Source organism: Polaribacter pectinis, assembly GCF_014352875.1.
In the GTDB taxonomy this organism is placed as follows: domain Bacteria; phylum Bacteroidota; class Bacteroidia; order Flavobacteriales; family Flavobacteriaceae; genus Polaribacter; species Polaribacter pectinis.
The window spans coordinates 2,505,765-2,522,151 of record NZ_CP060695.1; the positions used below are offsets into that span (position 1 = coordinate 2,505,765).

13 protein-coding genes are annotated in these 16,387 nt (G+C 30.2%); 12 read left to right on the plus strand and 1 reads right to left on the minus strand.

The window, feature by feature from the left end:
- Nucleotides 1–127 precede the first annotated feature (127 nt).
- The 5 genes from H9W90_RS11150 (at nt 128) to porT (ending at nt 5,174) form a co-directional block, all read left to right on the plus strand.
- Nucleotides 128–1,282: a hypothetical protein gene (locus H9W90_RS11150; protein ID WP_187481674.1), complete on the plus strand. Its 1,155-nt coding sequence runs from the start codon at nt 128–130 to the stop codon at nt 1,280–1,282.
- 36 nt (nt 1,283–1,318) lie between these two features.
- Nucleotides 1,319–2,704: an OmpP1/FadL family transporter gene (locus H9W90_RS11155; RefSeq protein ID WP_187481675.1), complete on the plus strand. Its 1,386-nt coding sequence runs from the start codon at nt 1,319–1,321 to the stop codon at nt 2,702–2,704.
- Between the two features lie 116 nt (nt 2,705–2,820).
- Nucleotides 2,821–3,729 (plus strand): NifU family protein, encoded by a 909-nt coding sequence (locus H9W90_RS11160; protein ID WP_187481676.1) that lies wholly within the window; start codon nt 2,821–2,823, stop codon nt 3,727–3,729.
- 3 nt (nt 3,730–3,732) lie between these two features.
- Nucleotides 3,733–4,464: a bifunctional demethylmenaquinone methyltransferase/2-methoxy-6-polyprenyl-1,4-benzoquinol methylase UbiE gene (ubiE, locus tag H9W90_RS11165; RefSeq protein WP_187481677.1), complete on the plus strand. Its 732-nt coding sequence runs from the start codon at nt 3,733–3,735 to the stop codon at nt 4,462–4,464.
- A 2-nt stretch (nt 4,465–4,466) separates the two neighbouring features.
- Nucleotides 4,467–5,174 carry a type IX secretion/gliding motility protein PorT/SprT gene (gene porT / locus H9W90_RS11170; protein ID WP_187481678.1) on the plus strand — a complete coding sequence of 236 codons (708 nt, stop codon included), beginning with the start codon at nt 4,467–4,469 and terminating at the stop codon, nt 5,172–5,174.
- Between the two features lie 3 nt (nt 5,175–5,177).
- Here porT and H9W90_RS11175 read toward each other — a convergent pair whose 3' ends face one another.
- The gene (locus H9W90_RS11175; protein ID WP_187481679.1) at nt 5,178–5,909 is read right to left on the minus strand and encodes a TrmH family RNA methyltransferase; all 732 of its coding nucleotides are present in this window, start codon (nt 5,907–5,909) and stop codon (nt 5,178–5,180) included.
- Nucleotides 5,910–5,978: 69 nt separating this feature from the next.
- On the opposite strand from H9W90_RS11175, the gene tamL reads away from it, so the two are divergent.
- The 7 genes from tamL (at nt 5,979) to H9W90_RS11210 (ending at nt 16,284) form a co-directional block, all read left to right on the plus strand.
- Nucleotides 5,979–8,456, plus strand: a complete 2,478-nt coding sequence (gene tamL / locus H9W90_RS11180; RefSeq protein WP_187481680.1) for a translocation and assembly module lipoprotein TamL — start codon at nt 5,979–5,981, stop codon at nt 8,454–8,456.
- A 119-nt stretch (nt 8,457–8,575) separates the two neighbouring features.
- On the plus strand, nt 8,576–9,643 hold the full coding sequence (gene fbaA / locus H9W90_RS11185; RefSeq protein ID WP_187481681.1) for a class II fructose-bisphosphate aldolase: 1,068 nt from the start codon (nt 8,576–8,578) through the stop codon (nt 9,641–9,643).
- Nucleotides 9,644–9,820: 177 nt separating this feature from the next.
- A complete protein-coding gene (gene accD, locus H9W90_RS11190; RefSeq protein WP_187481682.1) occupies nt 9,821–10,681 on the plus strand; it encodes an acetyl-CoA carboxylase, carboxyltransferase subunit beta in 861 nt (286 codons plus the stop codon).
- A 108-nt stretch (nt 10,682–10,789) separates the two neighbouring features.
- Nucleotides 10,790–11,059 (plus strand): 30S ribosomal protein S15, encoded by a 270-nt coding sequence (rpsO, locus tag H9W90_RS11195; RefSeq protein WP_187481683.1) that lies wholly within the window; start codon nt 10,790–10,792, stop codon nt 11,057–11,059.
- Nucleotides 11,060–11,277: 218 nt separating this feature from the next.
- Nucleotides 11,278–13,509, plus strand: coding sequence for a polyribonucleotide nucleotidyltransferase (locus H9W90_RS11200; protein WP_187481684.1), 2,232 nt, complete (start codon nt 11,278–11,280; stop codon nt 13,507–13,509).
- A gap of 101 nt (nt 13,510–13,610) precedes the next feature.
- Nucleotides 13,611–14,735: a 2-amino-4-hydroxy-6-hydroxymethyldihydropteridine diphosphokinase gene (gene folK / locus H9W90_RS11205; protein ID WP_187483975.1), complete on the plus strand. Its 1,125-nt coding sequence runs from the start codon at nt 13,611–13,613 to the stop codon at nt 14,733–14,735.
- 67 nt (nt 14,736–14,802) lie between these two features.
- Nucleotides 14,803–16,284 (plus strand): OmpA family protein, encoded by a 1,482-nt coding sequence (locus tag H9W90_RS11210; RefSeq protein ID WP_187481685.1) that lies wholly within the window; start codon nt 14,803–14,805, stop codon nt 16,282–16,284.
- The last annotated feature ends 103 nt before the right edge of the window (nt 16,285–16,387 follow it).

Consider the following 16,387-nt stretch of genomic DNA (forward strand, 5'->3'; position numbering starts at 1 on the left):
CTTTAAAGTGAAATTTTTGTTAAAGAATTGTATCTATTTTACAAAAACAGTGCAAAATTACTATAATTTAGTGTTTTTTAAGCAAAAATTCATCAATAAATAAGCATTCATCAAAATATATATCATTATGAAACTACGTTCTATAAATCTTAATCAACTTACTTTACTATTTCTGACTAATCTATTGTTAGTTTCTTGCGGAACTTACCAAAGCGTCTATAATGATGATGGTATTTATGATGACGAAACATCTACAAGACAAGAAAGAAGAGTTGTTGTTGCAGATGAAGAAGAGTATGAAAATTATGAGGATAATTATTTTCTTAAAAAATTAGAAAGTTTAGAAAGAATTAACGACAATGATGTTTTTACAGATGTTGATAATTATAATTCTGATGAAAACGTTTATGTAGATGATGAAACTATTGATGATACTTTAAATTATAATGCAAGTGAACCTTGGGGTTATAGTGATAATAATGATGTTGTTGTAAATATAAATTTAGGAAACAACAACCCTTATTGGAACGATTTTTACGGTTATGGGTACTATAACTCATGGAACTACAGATATTGGGGTTACAGAGGATTTAATTACTGGAACCGTAATCCATATTGGCATCCATACCATAATTTTAATTTGAGAAATAATTTTGTTCCTTATTATATAGCATATCATCCAAGATATTACTATCAGTATCCTAGATATAATAGAAATACAAGATACGGAAGAAGAACAGCTTCAAACTCTACTTACAGGAGAAATACAATAAGCTCTAGAAATAACAGTACAACTACTAGAAGAAGTAGCACAACCACTAGAAGACCATCTACAACAACATCAAGAAGGAATTCTACAACAACATCTCCAACAAGAAGAAGTTCTACAACAAGGCGTAACTCTACTACTACACGAAGAAGTATTACACCAACGAGAAGAAGTAGCGGGTCATCTACAAGAAGAAGTACTGGAAGTAGAAGAAATAACAGTGCAAGTATTAATAGAAATTACAATAATTCTAGTACAGGAAACTCTAGTACTACAAGAAGAACTACAACCACTAGAAATTATAAACCTACTACAAATAGAAGAGCAACAACTTCTACAAGAAGTACAACTAGGTCAGTAACACCTAGTACAAGACGTTCTACTTCGAGCGCAAATTATAGAAGAAACAACACTTCAACAAGAGCTTCCTCTAATAGTAGTTCTAGAAGAAGTTCTGCGTCTACAAGTAGAAGTAGTTCTAGAAGTTCTTCTTCATCTAGAAGAGGAAATTAAAAACATTAGATTTTAAGATATTAAACAGTATTAAAAATGAAAAAATTATTCATAATAGCGACATTGTTCGCAGTAACTTTTACATCCTATTCTCAATCTTTAGGATACCAAGATTTAGGAATCCTTTTCTCTGGAAATGACGAAATTGGATCTGCTCGTTTTACTTCTATGAGTGGTGCTTTTGGAGCATTAGGTGGAGATATTTCTGCCATAAATATTAACCCTGCAGGAATTGCCGTTTTTAATAACAGCTCTTTTTCTGGGACATTTAATTCTAGAAATTCTGATATTATTTCTAACTATTATGGAAATTCTCTAACCACGCAAGAACAATATTTTAATCTTTCTCACGCTGGTGCAGTATTGGTTTTTGACAGTGCTTATAATTCTGAATGGAGTAAATTTGCAGTCGGATTCAATTATAGAATAACAAAAGATTTTACAGATAGTTTTTTAGCACAAGGAAATAGTGGTGTTGCTACTTTTACAGAATTTCCTTTAGACAACAACAATCCTACAATAAATTATAATATTGCAGATGAACAAAGATTTGTAAACAACTTTGGTGGTGAAATTAGCGAGTTAAATTTTGCGTTTTCTTCAGTACATCAAAATAAATTATATGTTGGTTTAGGATTAAATTTTTATGATCTAAATTTCAGTCAACGTTCTAATTTAACTGAATTTAATAATGATGGAAATGGAAATGATTTAGATGCTAATTTTTATCAAGAAAATATAACAACTGGTACAGGTTTCTCTGCAAACGCAGGTTTTATCTATAAAGCTCATCCAAACTTTAGATTCGGTCTTTCTTACCAAACACCAACTTGGTTTTCAGAAGTTTATGAAACAACTAACATTACAAATAATGATGGCTTTTTTGGAGACACAGAAATAGCCGTTAGTAATGACAATAGGGTTTACGACAATACATTTGGAGGTAATTTCCCTACACAAGAACTACTTTATCGTTTAAAAACACCAAGTAAATTAACAGGTAGTGCTGCTTTTATTTTTGGAAAAAATGGTTTAATAAGTTTAGATTATACCAATAAAAACTACAAAAACATTAAATTGTCTGGAAATAATTTTTCAACTGAAAATCAATTTTTTCAAAATGAATTAAGAAATACGCACAATATTAATGTTGGTACAGAATGGCGTTTAGACAGATTTAGTATTCGTGGTGGATATAAATTTGAGCAAAGTCCAGATAAGTTAGCTTTAGATTCAGATAATTTAGAAGGCTATTCTTTAGGAGCTGGTTATAACTTTGGTAGTTTTAAATTAGATTTTTCATATAGCGATAATAACAGAACAGGATTGTATAATTTTTATCCGCAATTTAACACAGTAACTCCTACAAACTTAACGTTTGACAATAGAACATTTACAGCTACAGTAACCCTGAATCTGTAAAATTCATCAAAATAAATTTACAAAGCCTGTTAAATGAATTTAATAGGCTTTTTTTATACCTGTAAAACAATTCTATTTATCTTTTTTCCCTTAATTTTGCAACTCATTTTTAGAATATGAAAAATACTGAAATTAAAATTCAAGAAACTACTAACAATACTATATTAAAATTTAACAGTAATCAAATTTTAATTAATGGTGGTAGTTACGAATTCAATAATATAGACGAAGCTAAAAACTCTCCTTTAGCACAACAATTATTCTACTTACCTTTTGTAAAAAAAGTATTTATAACGGCTAATTTTATAGCAATACAACGTTATGATATTTTAGAATGGTTAGATGTACAAGAAGAAGTTAGAGAGCAAATAGAAACTTTTTTAAATGATGGAAATCCTGCAGTAAACGAGCAAAAAACATCAACGAAAAAAGAAGCTATAGAAGTGTATGCAGAAGTTACACCAAACCCTGCAGTAATGAAATTTGGCACAAACAAAGCATTAACGCAAACAGATGTCGAGTTTAAAAACATAGATGAGGCAAATGCATCATCTCCTTTAGCACAAGCAATTTTCAACTTTCCTTTTGTAAAAGAAGTATTTATTTCTGATAACTATATTTCTGTTACCAAATATGATATGGTAGATTGGAATGAAGTTTATGGTGAATTAAGAACGTTTATTCGCGAATATTTAGCGGATGGAAAAACAATTATTAAAGAATTACCTAAACAAGAAACTGTTGCAGAAGGCGCAAAAGAAGCAATTCCTGAAGTAGAACTAGAAGGAGTTTCTGCACAAATTGCAGATATTTTAGATGAATACATAAAACCTGCTGTAGCTGGTGATGGAGGAAATATTGCTTTCCGTTCTTATGACGCAGAACACAAAGTTGTAAGCGTAGTTTTACAAGGAGCTTGTAGTGGTTGCCCATCTTCTACCGCAACTTTAAAAAACGGAATAGAAAGCTTATTAAAAGAAATGTTACCAAATCAAATTAATGAAGTAGTAGCAATTAACGGATAAAAAATGTCAGCAGAAAAAATAAATCCTTACAAAGATTCTAAACTAGGAAAAAAAGAACAGGTTACACAAATGTTCGACAATATTTCTGAAAATTACGATGGTTTAAACCGTGTAATTTCTTTAGGTATTGATGTAAAGTGGCGTAAAAAAGTGGTTGAAATTGTTGGTAAAAACAACCCAAAACAAATTTTAGATATCGCTACAGGAACTGGAGATTTAGCATTAATGATGGCTGCATTAAATCCTGATAGAATTGTAGGTTTAGATATTTCTGCAGGAATGTTAGAAGTTGGAAAACAAAAAATTGACAAAGCAAATTTATCAGAAAAGATAGAAATGATGGTTGGAGATTCTGAAGACATGCCTTTCGAAGACAATACATTTGATGCAATTACAGTTTCATTCGGAGTAAGAAATTTTGCAAACCTAGCCAAAGGAATTAAAGAAATAGCAAGAGTTTTAAAACCTTCTGGTGTTTTGGTTATTTTAGAAACTTCTAACCCAACCAAATTTCCTTTTAAACAAGGTTATAAATTATACACAAATTTATTTTTACCCGTTGTTGGAAAACTATTTTCTAAAGACAAAGTTGCCTATTCTTATTTATCTGAATCTGCAAATTCTTTTCCTTTTGGTGAAGCCTTCAACAATATTTTGCAAAAAAATGGGTTTACAAATACAAAACATGATCCTGTAACTTTTGGAGTTGCAACAATTTATACGGCAAGCAAATAATTATGAGTAAAAGATTCTTAATTTTTGGGTTTTTCCTATTATCTTCTATAGCCTTTTTTGCGCAAAGCGAAAGAGTAGAATATTTACCAAGTTTCGATAAAAAGAGATTGCATTATGGTTTTTATTTGGGTTTAAACAAGAATGACTTCAAATTAAATTTAAGAGAAAGTAGCGTTCCAAATGCAGATATTAGCGTAGAACCAACTTCTGGTTTTAACGTTGGTTTAATTGCAGATTTACGTTTACATAAAAATTTAAACTTACGTTTAGAACCAGGTTTGGTTAGTAACTCTAAAAGAATCTTATTCAATCATTTAAAAGGCAGTTCTACACCAAAAGACAGTATTAGAGAAATTGGTTCTACTTACTTACATCTTCCTTTGGTTTTTAAATTTAGTACAGATAGATATAAAAATGTTCGTCCGTATGTTTTAGGTGGAATTTCTTACGATTATAATTTTTCTAGTAACGAAGCCAACCAAGATGATAATTCTGCAGGACAATTTAGAATGCAAACCCATAACTTTATGTATGAAGTTGGTATTGGAATTGATATTTACTTGTATTATTTTAAATTCTCGCCATCAATTCGTGGTGTTTTTGCCATGAACAACGAGATAAAATATGATGATGATCCTAATAGTAAATGGACTGCTCCTGTAAATTATATGGGAACTCGTGGTATATTTTTAACTTTTGCTTTTGAGTAAAAACTAAAAAGCTCTCTTAAACTCACTTAATAAAATTGCTGTTGCAGTTGCCACATTCAAACTTTCGGTTTCTTGGGTTTCTCCAAAACGTGGTATTGAAATTTTATTAGAAATCAACTTTTTTATTTCATCAGAAATACCATTTGCTTCATTACCCATAATAAGAATTCCTTCTTTTGGTAAACTAGATTTATAAACATTTTCACCATCCATATCAGCTATAAAAGTTGGTAAATTGGTCTTTGACAAATAAGCTTCTAAATCTATATAATGAATAGGAATTCTTGTTAAAGAACCCATACTTGCTTGCACAACTTTTTGGTTGTAACAATCTACTGTTTTTGTAGAACAAATAAGTTCAGAAACCCCAAACCAATCACATAAACGAATGATAGTACCTAAATTTCCAGGATCATTAATATCATCCAAAGCAAGAATTAAACCTTTATTTTGAAGCTCTTTTTCATCAGGAATTTTAAACAAACCCAAAACTTTATTTGGTGTTTTTAAGCTGCTTATTTTCTTTAAATCTATTTCTGAAACCTGAACTATTTTTTCAGCAGAAATATTACAAGAAAAATCGTCTGTACAAAAAAGTGTTTCAACTTTAAATGCAGAATTTAATAATTCATTTACCACTTTTACACCTTCAGCAATAAATAAATTATGCTTTTGTCTATACTTTTTTTGTGATAAACTTGTTATTAATTTTAGTTGATTTTTTGATATGCTCATTAATTGATTGTATATTGAAATAAACCGCCGAAAAATACTATTTTTGATTTTGATAGCACTGCTAAAGTAATGAAAAAACTTTCTTTTTACTTTTTATTAGTTTTCATTTTGGTTTCATGTAATTCTACAAAACATGTTGCTGAAGATGAACACATGCTTACACAAAATTATATTTTTGTAGACAGTGTTAGAGATAAAAGTACAGAACTACAAAAATATGTCTTACAGAAACCCAACCCACGTTTATTAGATCTACCTATTGCGTTGTATTTTCATAATATTGGTAATCATAACAAACCTAAAACACCTACAGAATGGGGTGAAAAAAACCCACGTTCTTATAATTTTATTAAAAACGTTTTTTCTGAAAAACAAAGTATTGCTTATGCAAAATCTTTTATCAATTTAAATAATTGGTTTTTAAAATATGACGGACCTGTAATTGTAAATGAAAAAAAAGTAGAGAATACAGAAAATAATTTATGGGCATATTACAAAACTCAAGGTTTTTTTAAATCTAAAGTTGTATCAAAAATTAATAGATATGATGATAAAAAAGCAACAGTAGATTATTACATAGATAAAGGTAAACCAACAATTTTAGATACTATAAAACTAAAAATAGATTCGCCTGTTTTAGATTCTATTTATAAAAATTCTGGCATTAGTTCTTTACTAAAAACGGGAGACCAGTATAATGATAAGACCTTTAGAGACGAAGCTAGCAGTGTTTTAAAACTTTATAGAAATAACGGAATTTATCATTTTACAGAATCTGCTTTGGGCTTCTACGTAGATTCTACAAGAACAGATTATAAAACCAATGTAGATTTCTTGATTTCTAAAGATCGATTAATTTCTGAAAACGGAACTTATATAAAAAAACCATTTAAGGTTCATAAAATAAGAGAAGTAAATGTAATTACAGATTATTCCTACACTAAAAAAGACGAAGTACATACAGATTCTATTTCTTACAAAGGGATTAACTTTTTAGCACATGGTAAAATTAAATACAACCCTAAATATTTAGCGCAATCTATTTTTTTAAAACCAGATGAAATCTATAAAGACACTTTAAGAAACTTAACTAGAAGTCATTTAAAATCACTTAAGAACTTTAAATCTAGTAACATTATCTTTACTCCTATTGGTGGTTCTGGAGATGAACTAAAAATGGATGTTTTTTTATCTCCTTTAGAAAAATATACACTAGGTTTTGAGACTGAATTAACACATTCTAATATTAGAGAAATTGGAACTTCAGCCAAATTTTCTATTACAAATAGAAATGCTTTTAGAGGTGCAGAATTATTAAAACTATCTTTTTTAGGTTCTTATTTTACATCTAATAATGGTCCTGGTTGGGAAATTGGTGTAGATGCTTCTTTAGAAATACCAAGGTTTGTAGCTCCTTTTGGTTTGGCAAAATTGGTTCCTAAAGAAATGTCTCCAAGAACATTATTTTCTATTGGTTCTAGTTTTCAAAAAAACATTGGTTTAGATAGACAAACGTTTACTTTTTTATCAGATTATAGATGGCAGTACAATCGTAAGAAAACAATACAGCTAGAGATATTTAATACACAGTACATTCAAAACCTAAATATTGATCGATTTTTTAATATTTATAGTTCGGAATACAACAATCTAAATAGTGTAGCCCAAACATATTATAATGACCCAAATAGAGAACTTAATTTACCAGCTGAAGCTGTAAGTTTTATGAGTACTGTATCTAATGACAATAGTTTTAAAACCTCTAATCCAGAAGAATACAATACTACACTTAATATTTTAAATAGATATAATATTGTTACTTCAGATTTTTTAATTCCTGTTTTAGCTTATTCTTACACTTATAATAGTCAAAATAGTTTTAAAGATAACAACTTCAAATTTTTCAAGGCTAGAATTGCAAACTCTGGAAATGTTTTAGGCCTTTTTTCTAAAGACTATAACAATAAAGGTAAAAAAACATTTGCTAAAATACCTTTAGCTCAATACTTTAAAACCGATTTAGAGTATAAACAATTTTGGGGTGTAGGAGAAAATTCAGTATTCGGTTTTAGAACATTTTTAGGTGCAATTTTAACCTATGATAATTCAGACATTCCTTTTACAAAAAGTTACTTTGCTGGTGGCTCTAATGATATTAGAGCTTGGCAAACGTACGGGTTAGGCCCTGGAAGTAAAAATACAGGTTTAGAATATAATGTAGGTAGTTTTAAATTTCTAACAAGTGCAGAATATAGATTTAACGTAGTTAGTAAATTAAAAGGAGCATTATTTGTAGATGCAGGAAATATCTGGGACATTACAGGTTCTTCTTTTGTAGACGAAGATGCAAAATTTAAAGGCCTTTCTTCATTAAAAGACATTGCAGTTGGTTCTGGTTTTGGTGCAAGATTAGACTTTAGTTTTCTTATTCTTCGAGTAGACGTTGGTTTTAAAACTTATGAACCATACCTAAATAATAGCAAATGGTTTAAAAATTACAACTTTGCAAATGCCGTTTACAATATAGGTATTAACTATCCTTTCTAAAAAAATTCACTTCTTACCCTATAACGTTTTCGTTATTTTATAACTTCAACAACAATAAAAGAGGCTAATTTTTAGTACTTTTGACAAGTAATAGTATCAATTTATTTAAAACAATAATTATGAGTCATAATATAAAACCTGGTGTTGCAACAGGAAAAGAAGTTCAAGAAATTTTTAAATTAGCAAAAGAAAAAGGATTTGCTTTACCAGCTGTAAACGTTGTTGGTTCTAACACAATTAACGGTGTTTTAGAAACTGCAAGAGATTTAAATGCTCCTGTAATTATTCAGTTTTCAAATGGTGGTGCTCAATTTAATGCAGGTAAAGGTTTATCTAATGAAGGTGAAAAAGCAGCAATTGCTGGTGCAATAGCTGGTGCAAAACATATTCATGAATTAGCTGTAGCTTACGGAGTTCCTGTAATTTTACATACAGATCACGCTGCAAAAAAATTATTACCTTGGATAGACGGTTTATTAGACGCTTCAGAAAAACATTTTGCTGAAACTGGTAAATCTTTATATAGCTCACACATGATAGATTTATCTGAAGAGCCTTTAGAAGAAAACATAGCAATTTGTAAAGAATATTTAGCTCGTATGAGTAAAATGGATATGACTTTAGAAATTGAATTAGGAATAACTGGTGGTGAAGAAGATGGTGTAGATAATTCTGATGTAGATGCATCTAAATTATACACACAACCAGAAGAAGTAGCATATGCTTACGAAGAGTTACTAAAAGTTTCTCCACAGTTTACAATTGCAGCAGCTTTTGGTAATGTACATGGTGTTTATAAGCCAGGTAACGTAAAATTAACTCCAAAAATCTTAAAAAATTCTCAAGAATTTATTTCTGAAAAATATGGAGTTGGACACAATCATATCGATTTTGTATTTCATGGAGGTTCTGGTTCTACAGTAGAAGAAATTAGAGAAGCAATTGGTTATGGTGTTATAAAAATGAATATTGACACTGATTTACAATTTGCTTTTACAGAAGGGATTAGAGATTACATGCAAGGTAAGGCTGATTATTTAGCAACCCAAATTGGTAATCCTGATGGAGCAGACCAACCAAACAAAAAAACGTATGACCCAAGAAAATGGTTACGTGAAGGAGAAGCTACTTTCATTACACGTTTAAAGCAAGCTTTCCAAGACTTAAATAATGTAGACACTTTATAAAAGCTACAAGAAATTTTTAAAAAAGCATTTTGATAGATTTCAAAATGCTTTTTTGTTTTTATAAAATTATTTTAAAAGATTAATTTCAAAGAAAATTTATAGTTCGCAAAAATCTTTTACATTTGTAATTAAGATTACATTTAAAAAAGTAACAACTTTTATAAAATATATTGATTTATGACAGCTTGGTTTAAACGTACAGATAAAGGAATACAGACTGCAACAGAAGATAAAAAAGACACTCCAAAAGGTCTTTGGTATAAAACTCCTAGCGGAAAAATAATAGATACTGAAGAACTAAAAAAGAACTTATATGTTAGTCCAGAAGATGGTTATCACGTAAGAATAGGTAGTAAAGAGTATTTCGAGTTATTTTTTGATGATAATAAATTCACCGAATTAAATGCAACTTTAACTTCTAAAGACCCTTTAAAATTTGAAGACACAAAAAAATACCCAGACAGATTAAAGGCAGCTCAAGAAAAAACAAAGTTAAATGATGCTGTAAGAACTGCAGTAGGTAAATCTTTAGGTAAAGATTTAGTAATTGCTGCTATGGATTTCGCTTTTATTGGTGGTTCTATGGGTTCTGTTGTTGGAGAAAAAATTGCTCGAGCAATAAATTATTCAATAGAAAAGAAGATACCATTTTTAATGATTTCTAAATCTGGTGGAGCAAGAATGATGGAAGCATCTCTATCTTTAATGCAATTAGTAAAAACATCTGCAAAATTAGCACAATTAGCAGAAGTTAAAATTCCTTATATTTCTTTATGTACAGACCCTACAACTGGTGGTACAACTGCTTCTTATGCAATGTTAGGTGATATTAATATAGCAGAACCAAACGCTTTAATTGCCTTTGCAGGGCCTAGAGTTGTAAAAGATACTACAGGTAAAGAATTACCAGAAGGTTTTCAAAAATCTGAATTTGTTTTAGAACATGGTTTTTTAGATGCTATTTATGAACGTAAGAACTTAAAAAAGCAAGTAAATTTATATATCGATTTAATTCAGAACATTCCTGTAAGAGCATAATAAAAAGAACTACTTTAGTTAAGTTCTTATTCAAAAAAATAATTATATATTTGCAGCTTCAATGAAAACATCATTGATATACATAAAAATCATTTAAATAATATTGGCATGTACTTAACTAAAGAAGTAAAAGAAAGCATCTTCGAAAAACACGGTAAAGGAAAAAACGATACTGGTACTTCAGAAGGGCAAATTGCATTATTCACACACAGAATCAACCACTTAACTGAACACTTAAAGAGAAATCGTAAAGATTTTAACACTGAACGTTCATTAGTAATGATGGTAGGTAAAAGAAGAAGTTTATTAGATTATCTTAAGAAATCTGATATTACTAGATATCGTGCAATAATTAAAGAATTAGGAATTAGAAAATAATTCTTACATAAAAGAGGCTCTATAAACGTGCCTCTTTTTTTTATTTTAAAAAACTAATTTTTAAAGAGTAACAAACTTTAAAAATTTAAAGTCTGATTTTAACAACATCAGCAAGCAATATAAAAGATCGGAGTTACCAACAATAATTCTGTATTTCCATTGTAACAACAGACAACAACACAACAACAAACAGTAATTAAAAATTAGAATTAAATTTTATGATTCCAAAAGTATTTAGAGAGGTTATAGACCTTGGAGATGGAAGAACCATCTCATTAGAAACCGGTAAATTAGCGAAACAAGCGCACGGTTCTGTTGTTGTTCAAATGGGAAAAGCAATGTTATTATGTACAGTTGTATCTAGCTATAAAGCTGGTACAGTAGACTTTTTACCATTAACTGTAGATTATAGAGAAAAATTTGCTGCTGCAGGAAGATATCCTGGAGGATTCTTTAAAAGAGAAGCAAGACCAAGTGATGGTGAAGTATTAACAATGCGTTTAGTAGACCGTGTTTTACGTCCGTTATTTCCAAAAGATTATCATTCTGAAGTACAGGTAATGATACAATTAATGTCTCATGATGAAGATGTTATGCCAGATGCATTAGCAGGTTTAGCAGCTTCAGCAGCTATTCAATTATCAGATTTCCCTTTCGAATGTCCAATTTCTGAAGCACGTGTTGCTAGAGTAAATGGAGAATTCGTAATCAACCCAACAAGAGCTCAATTAGCAGAATCTGACATTGATATGATGATTGGAGCAAGTGCTGATTCTGTAATGATGGTAGAAGGTGAAATGGATGAAATTTCTGAAGAAGAAATGGCAGACGCAATTAAGTTTGCACATGAAGCTATAAAAGTACAATGTGCTGCGCAAGTTCGTTTAGCTGAAGCTTTCGGAAAGAAAGAAACAAGAGAATACGAAGGTGAAAGAGAAGATGAAGAATTAGCAGCAAAAATAAACGACTTTTGTTACGACAAATGTTATGCAATCGCTAAAAAAGGAACTTCTAAAGCAGAACGTTCTGCAGCTTTCGACGAAGTAAAAGAAGAATTAAAAGCTTCATTTACAGAAGAAGAATTGGAGGATTATGCAGAATTAGTTGGAAAATACTTCAACAAATCTCAAAAAAATGCTGTTAGAGAATTAACTTTAGCAGAAGGTTTACGTTTAGATGGTCGTAAGACTGACGAGATTAGACCAATTTGGTGTGAGGTAGATTACTTACCATCTGTACATGGTTCATCAATCTTTACTCGTGGAGAAACACAAGCATTAGCAACTGTAACTTTAGGAACTTCTAGAGATGCAAATAAAATAGACATGCCATCTTACGAAGGTGAGGAGAATTTCTATTTACATTATAACTTCCCTCCTTTTTGTACAGGTGAAGCAAGACCATTAAGAGGAACTTCAAGAAGAGAAGTTGGTCATGGTAACTTGGCTCAGCGTGGTTTAAAAGGAATGATTCCTGATGATTGCCCATATACAGTAAGAGTTGTTTCCGAAGTTTTAGAATCTAATGGTTCTTCTTCTATGGCAACAGTTTGTGCTGGTACAATGGCATTAATGGATGCAGGAGTTCAAATGACAAGACCAGTTTCTGGTATTGCAATGGGATTAATTTCTGACGGAGATCGTTACGCAGTTTTATCTGATATTTTAGGTGATGAAGATCATTTAGGTGATATGGATTTTAAAGTAACAGGTACTTCTGAAGGAATTACCGCATGTCAAATGGATATTAAAGTAAAAGGACTTTCTTACGAGATTTTAGTGAATGCATTAAAACAAGCAAGAAGTGGTCGTTTACACATTTTAGAGAAATTGACGGATACAATTCCAACTGCAAACGAAGAAGTAAAAGCTCATGCTCCTAAAATGATCAACAGAAGAATTCCTAATGATATGATTGGTGCATTTATTGGACCAGGAGGTAAACATATTCAAGAATTACAGAAAGAAACAGGAACTACAATTGTAATTACTGAAGATGCTGTAACTGAAGAAGGAATTATCGAAATTTTAGGAACAGACCCAGCAGGAATCGAACAAGTAATTGCTCGTATCGAATCTATGTTATTTAAACCAGAAGTTGGTAGCGCATACGAAGTAAAAGTTATTAAAATGTTAGATTTTGGTGCTGTTGTAGAATATGTGGAAGCTCCAGGAAACGAAGTTTTATTACATGTTTCTGAATTAGCTTGGGAACGTACAGAAAATGTAACTGATGTTGTAAACATGGGTGATGTTTTTGATGTGAAGTACTTTGGTTTAGACCCAAGAACTCGTAAAGAAAAAGTTTCTAGAAAAGCATTGTTACCAAAACCTGAAGGTTATGTAGCAAGACCACCAAGAGACGATAAACGTTCTGGAGGTAGAGATAATCGCGGACGTGATAACAGACGTGATGATAGAAAGCCAAGAGCTCCAAGAAAAGAAGATTAATTTCTTTCTTAAATTGATATTAAAAATCGCTAATTAATTTTAGCGATTTTTTTCGTTTATAGGGTTTTTATAAAATGCTTTTATTTTCTTTGTATCACTTTATGAATATAAAACATAATACATATTTATCTTTAGGAACAAACCAAGGGAATAAGTTTGAAAACCTTCAAAATGCAATAAATTTAATTGCAAATGAAATTGGTGCTGTTCAAAAAATATCCTCTATTTATAGCACACCTGCCTGGGGTTTTGATGGTGATGATTTTTATAATATCTGTATTCAAGTTTTTACAAATCAAAATCCAGAGACCTTAATTATTTCACTTTTACAAATTGAAAAAGATTTAGGAAGACAAAGAAACAATTCTGGAGTATATCAAAATAGAAATATAGATATTGATATTTTATTGTTTGATGATGAAATTATTTTATCAAAAGATCTAATTGTTCCTCATTCAAAAATGTTGAGTCGTAAATTTGTGATGGTTCCCTTGGCTGAAATTGCTCCGAACATAAATCATCCGATAGAAAAAAAACCAATTACTGTTTGTTTACAAAATATAGATGATGCTTCGGAAATAGAAAAAATTGAAAAAAAATTAAATCGTCCAATTCCGTTATCAGAAAAATATAATTATATAGCTATTGAAGGAAATATTGGTGCAGGAAAAACATCATTAGCAAAAATGATGGCAGAAGATTTTAATGCAAAATTAGTTTTAGAACGTTTTGCAGAAAATCCATTTTTACCAAAGTTTTACGAAGATAAAGAGCGTTATGCGTTCCCTTTAGAGATGAGTTTTCTTGCCGATAGATATCAACAGTTAAGCGATGATTTGGCTCAATTCGACTTATTTAAAAACTTTATAATTTCTGATTATTATATCTTTAAATCATTAATTTTTGCACAAGTAACACTTCAAAAAGAAGAATACTTATTGTACAGAAAAATGTTCGATTTAATGTACAAAGAAATTACAAAGCCAGATTTGTATGTATATTTGTACCAAAATACAGAGAGATTATTAGAAAATATTAAAAAAAGGGGAAGAAAATACGAGCAAAACATACAACCAGAGTATTTAGAAAAAATACATAATGGGTATAAAAGCTTTATAAACACTGAACAAAATCTAAATTCATTAATAATAGATGTGTCTGAATTAGATTTTGTAAACGATAGTAATAATTATAATTACATAATTAAGAAAATCAGGAGTTTTTAAAAAAAAAATTATACTTTTGCAACTTATATGATTCCCCCAAATTGTTAAACAAATATACTAGAATATAATGAGGAGAATTTTTATATTTATTTTATTTAGTTGCTTAATAGCAACCAAATCATTTGGTCAATTTACTACAGACGAAATTACTTACGGAAACAGAATCGATTTAGAAAATTCTAACAGCTGGGCTGTAGGTGGTGGGTTTAGCAATTTTATTATGCATGGTGATTTGCGTTCTATAGGAACAGGAGATGACACCAATTACCTAAACTTTGGTGGTTTCTTATATGTAGACAAAATGTTTAACCCTTTATTAGGTTTAGAATTAAAAGCTACATATAGTCAAATATCTGGTGGTGCACAGTACTTTAACAATTCTAGTCTTTACTACAATATACAATATGCTGAAAGCGTAACCGATTTAAATAATACAAATTTTAAAGGTAGAGCTTATGGTGCTGAATTAAACTTGATTTTCAGTTTTACAAACTTATACCAAACAACAGCAAGTAAATGGCATGCTGCTGGTTATTTTGGTGTTGGTTATCACCAATACAATTCAGCTTTATATGAATACAAAAATGGAGATAATATAAAAATACCTGATGCAGATTTTGGTAAAAACCCTGCTAGGAACAGTCAAAATGAGGCAAGTTCTATTTATTTATCTGCTCAATTAGGTATAAAAAGAAGAGTTAATAAACGTGTCGATGTTGAGTTTAGAACAGGAATGTATTTTAACTATGAAGATCATTTAGATGCTGCTATTTCTAGAAAACAAGATTGGGAAACATTTTTTGTAACTAGTATAGGTGCAACTGTTAAACTTGGTAAGAAAAAAATATTTACTATTTGGGGAGATGAAAATAAAGGTGGTGGAAATGCTTTTAAAATTATTGACACAGATAAAGATGGTGTAATGGATCAATTAGATATTGAACCTAATACACCTGCAGGTGTAATGGTATATGGTAATGGTAAAGCTGTAGATTCTGACAAAGATGGTTTACCAGACTATAAAGATAAATGTCCTCTTAAATACGGACCTGTTTCTAATGAAGGATGTCCATTAAATGTAGATTCTGATGGAGATGGAATTATGGATGGAGAAGACTTATGTCCTAACACACCAGGAACTGTAGAAAATAGAGGTTGTCCTAAACAAGAAGCTGTACAACCAAGTAACATTAACCAACAAATTGGCTTGTTAGCTGCAAGTATCTATTTTGATACAAATAGCGACAGAATTAAAAGTATTTCTTTTGCAACAATTGATAAAATTATAACATTAATGAAGCAAGTACCAGATGTTAAGTTTGTTATTGAAGGACATACAGATGATAGAAATAGCGATAGATATAACTTATACTTATCTCAAAAGAGAGCTGCATCTGTTAGAAAATATATGATTCAACAAGGTATTGCCAATGAGAGATTAGACGCTAAAGGTTTTGGTGAATCTAGACCAAAATTCTCAAACGACAATGCTGGTGGTAGACAGTTAAATAGAAGGGTAGAAATTAAACCTTCTGGCTCTTTAGATTAACTTAAAAGAATTAATTAAATAGTAATAAAAAAGGCTAACCTTAAGGTTAGCCTTTTTTATTTACAACCACTTCCAAAACAAAAAAAGTGTGTTTACTTTATAA

Excerpts from the sequence above, each read along its gene's own strand:
- tamL (WP_187481680.1), top strand. The coding sequence starts at position 5,979 with ATGAAAAAACTTTCTTTTTACTTTTTATTAGTTTTCATTTTGGTTTCA.
- porT (WP_187481678.1), top strand. The coding sequence starts at position 4,467 with ATGAGTAAAAGATTCTTAATTTTTGGGTTTTTCCTATTATCTTCTATA.
- folK (WP_187483975.1), top strand. The coding sequence starts at position 13,611 with ATGAATATAAAACATAATACATATTTATCTTTAGGAACAAACCAAGGG.
- H9W90_RS11210 (WP_187481685.1), top strand. The coding sequence starts at position 14,803 with ATGAGGAGAATTTTTATATTTATTTTATTTAGTTGCTTAATAGCAACC.
- ubiE (WP_187481677.1), top strand. The coding sequence starts at position 3,733 with ATGTCAGCAGAAAAAATAAATCCTTACAAAGATTCTAAACTAGGAAAA.
- accD (WP_187481682.1), top strand. The coding sequence starts at position 9,821 with ATGACAGCTTGGTTTAAACGTACAGATAAAGGAATACAGACTGCAACA.
- rpsO (WP_187481683.1), top strand. The coding sequence starts at position 10,790 with ATGTACTTAACTAAAGAAGTAAAAGAAAGCATCTTCGAAAAACACGGT.
- H9W90_RS11150 (WP_187481674.1), top strand. The coding sequence starts at position 128 with ATGAAACTACGTTCTATAAATCTTAATCAACTTACTTTACTATTTCTG.
- fbaA (WP_187481681.1), top strand. The coding sequence starts at position 8,576 with ATGAGTCATAATATAAAACCTGGTGTTGCAACAGGAAAAGAAGTTCAA.
- H9W90_RS11155 (WP_187481675.1), top strand. The coding sequence starts at position 1,319 with ATGAAAAAATTATTCATAATAGCGACATTGTTCGCAGTAACTTTTACA.
- H9W90_RS11200 (WP_187481684.1), top strand. The coding sequence starts at position 11,278 with ATGATTCCAAAAGTATTTAGAGAGGTTATAGACCTTGGAGATGGAAGA.
- H9W90_RS11175 (WP_187481679.1), bottom strand. The coding sequence starts at position 5,909 with ATGAGCATATCAAAAAATCAACTAAAATTAATAACAAGTTTATCACAA.
- H9W90_RS11160 (WP_187481676.1), top strand. The coding sequence starts at position 2,821 with ATGAAAAATACTGAAATTAAAATTCAAGAAACTACTAACAATACTATA.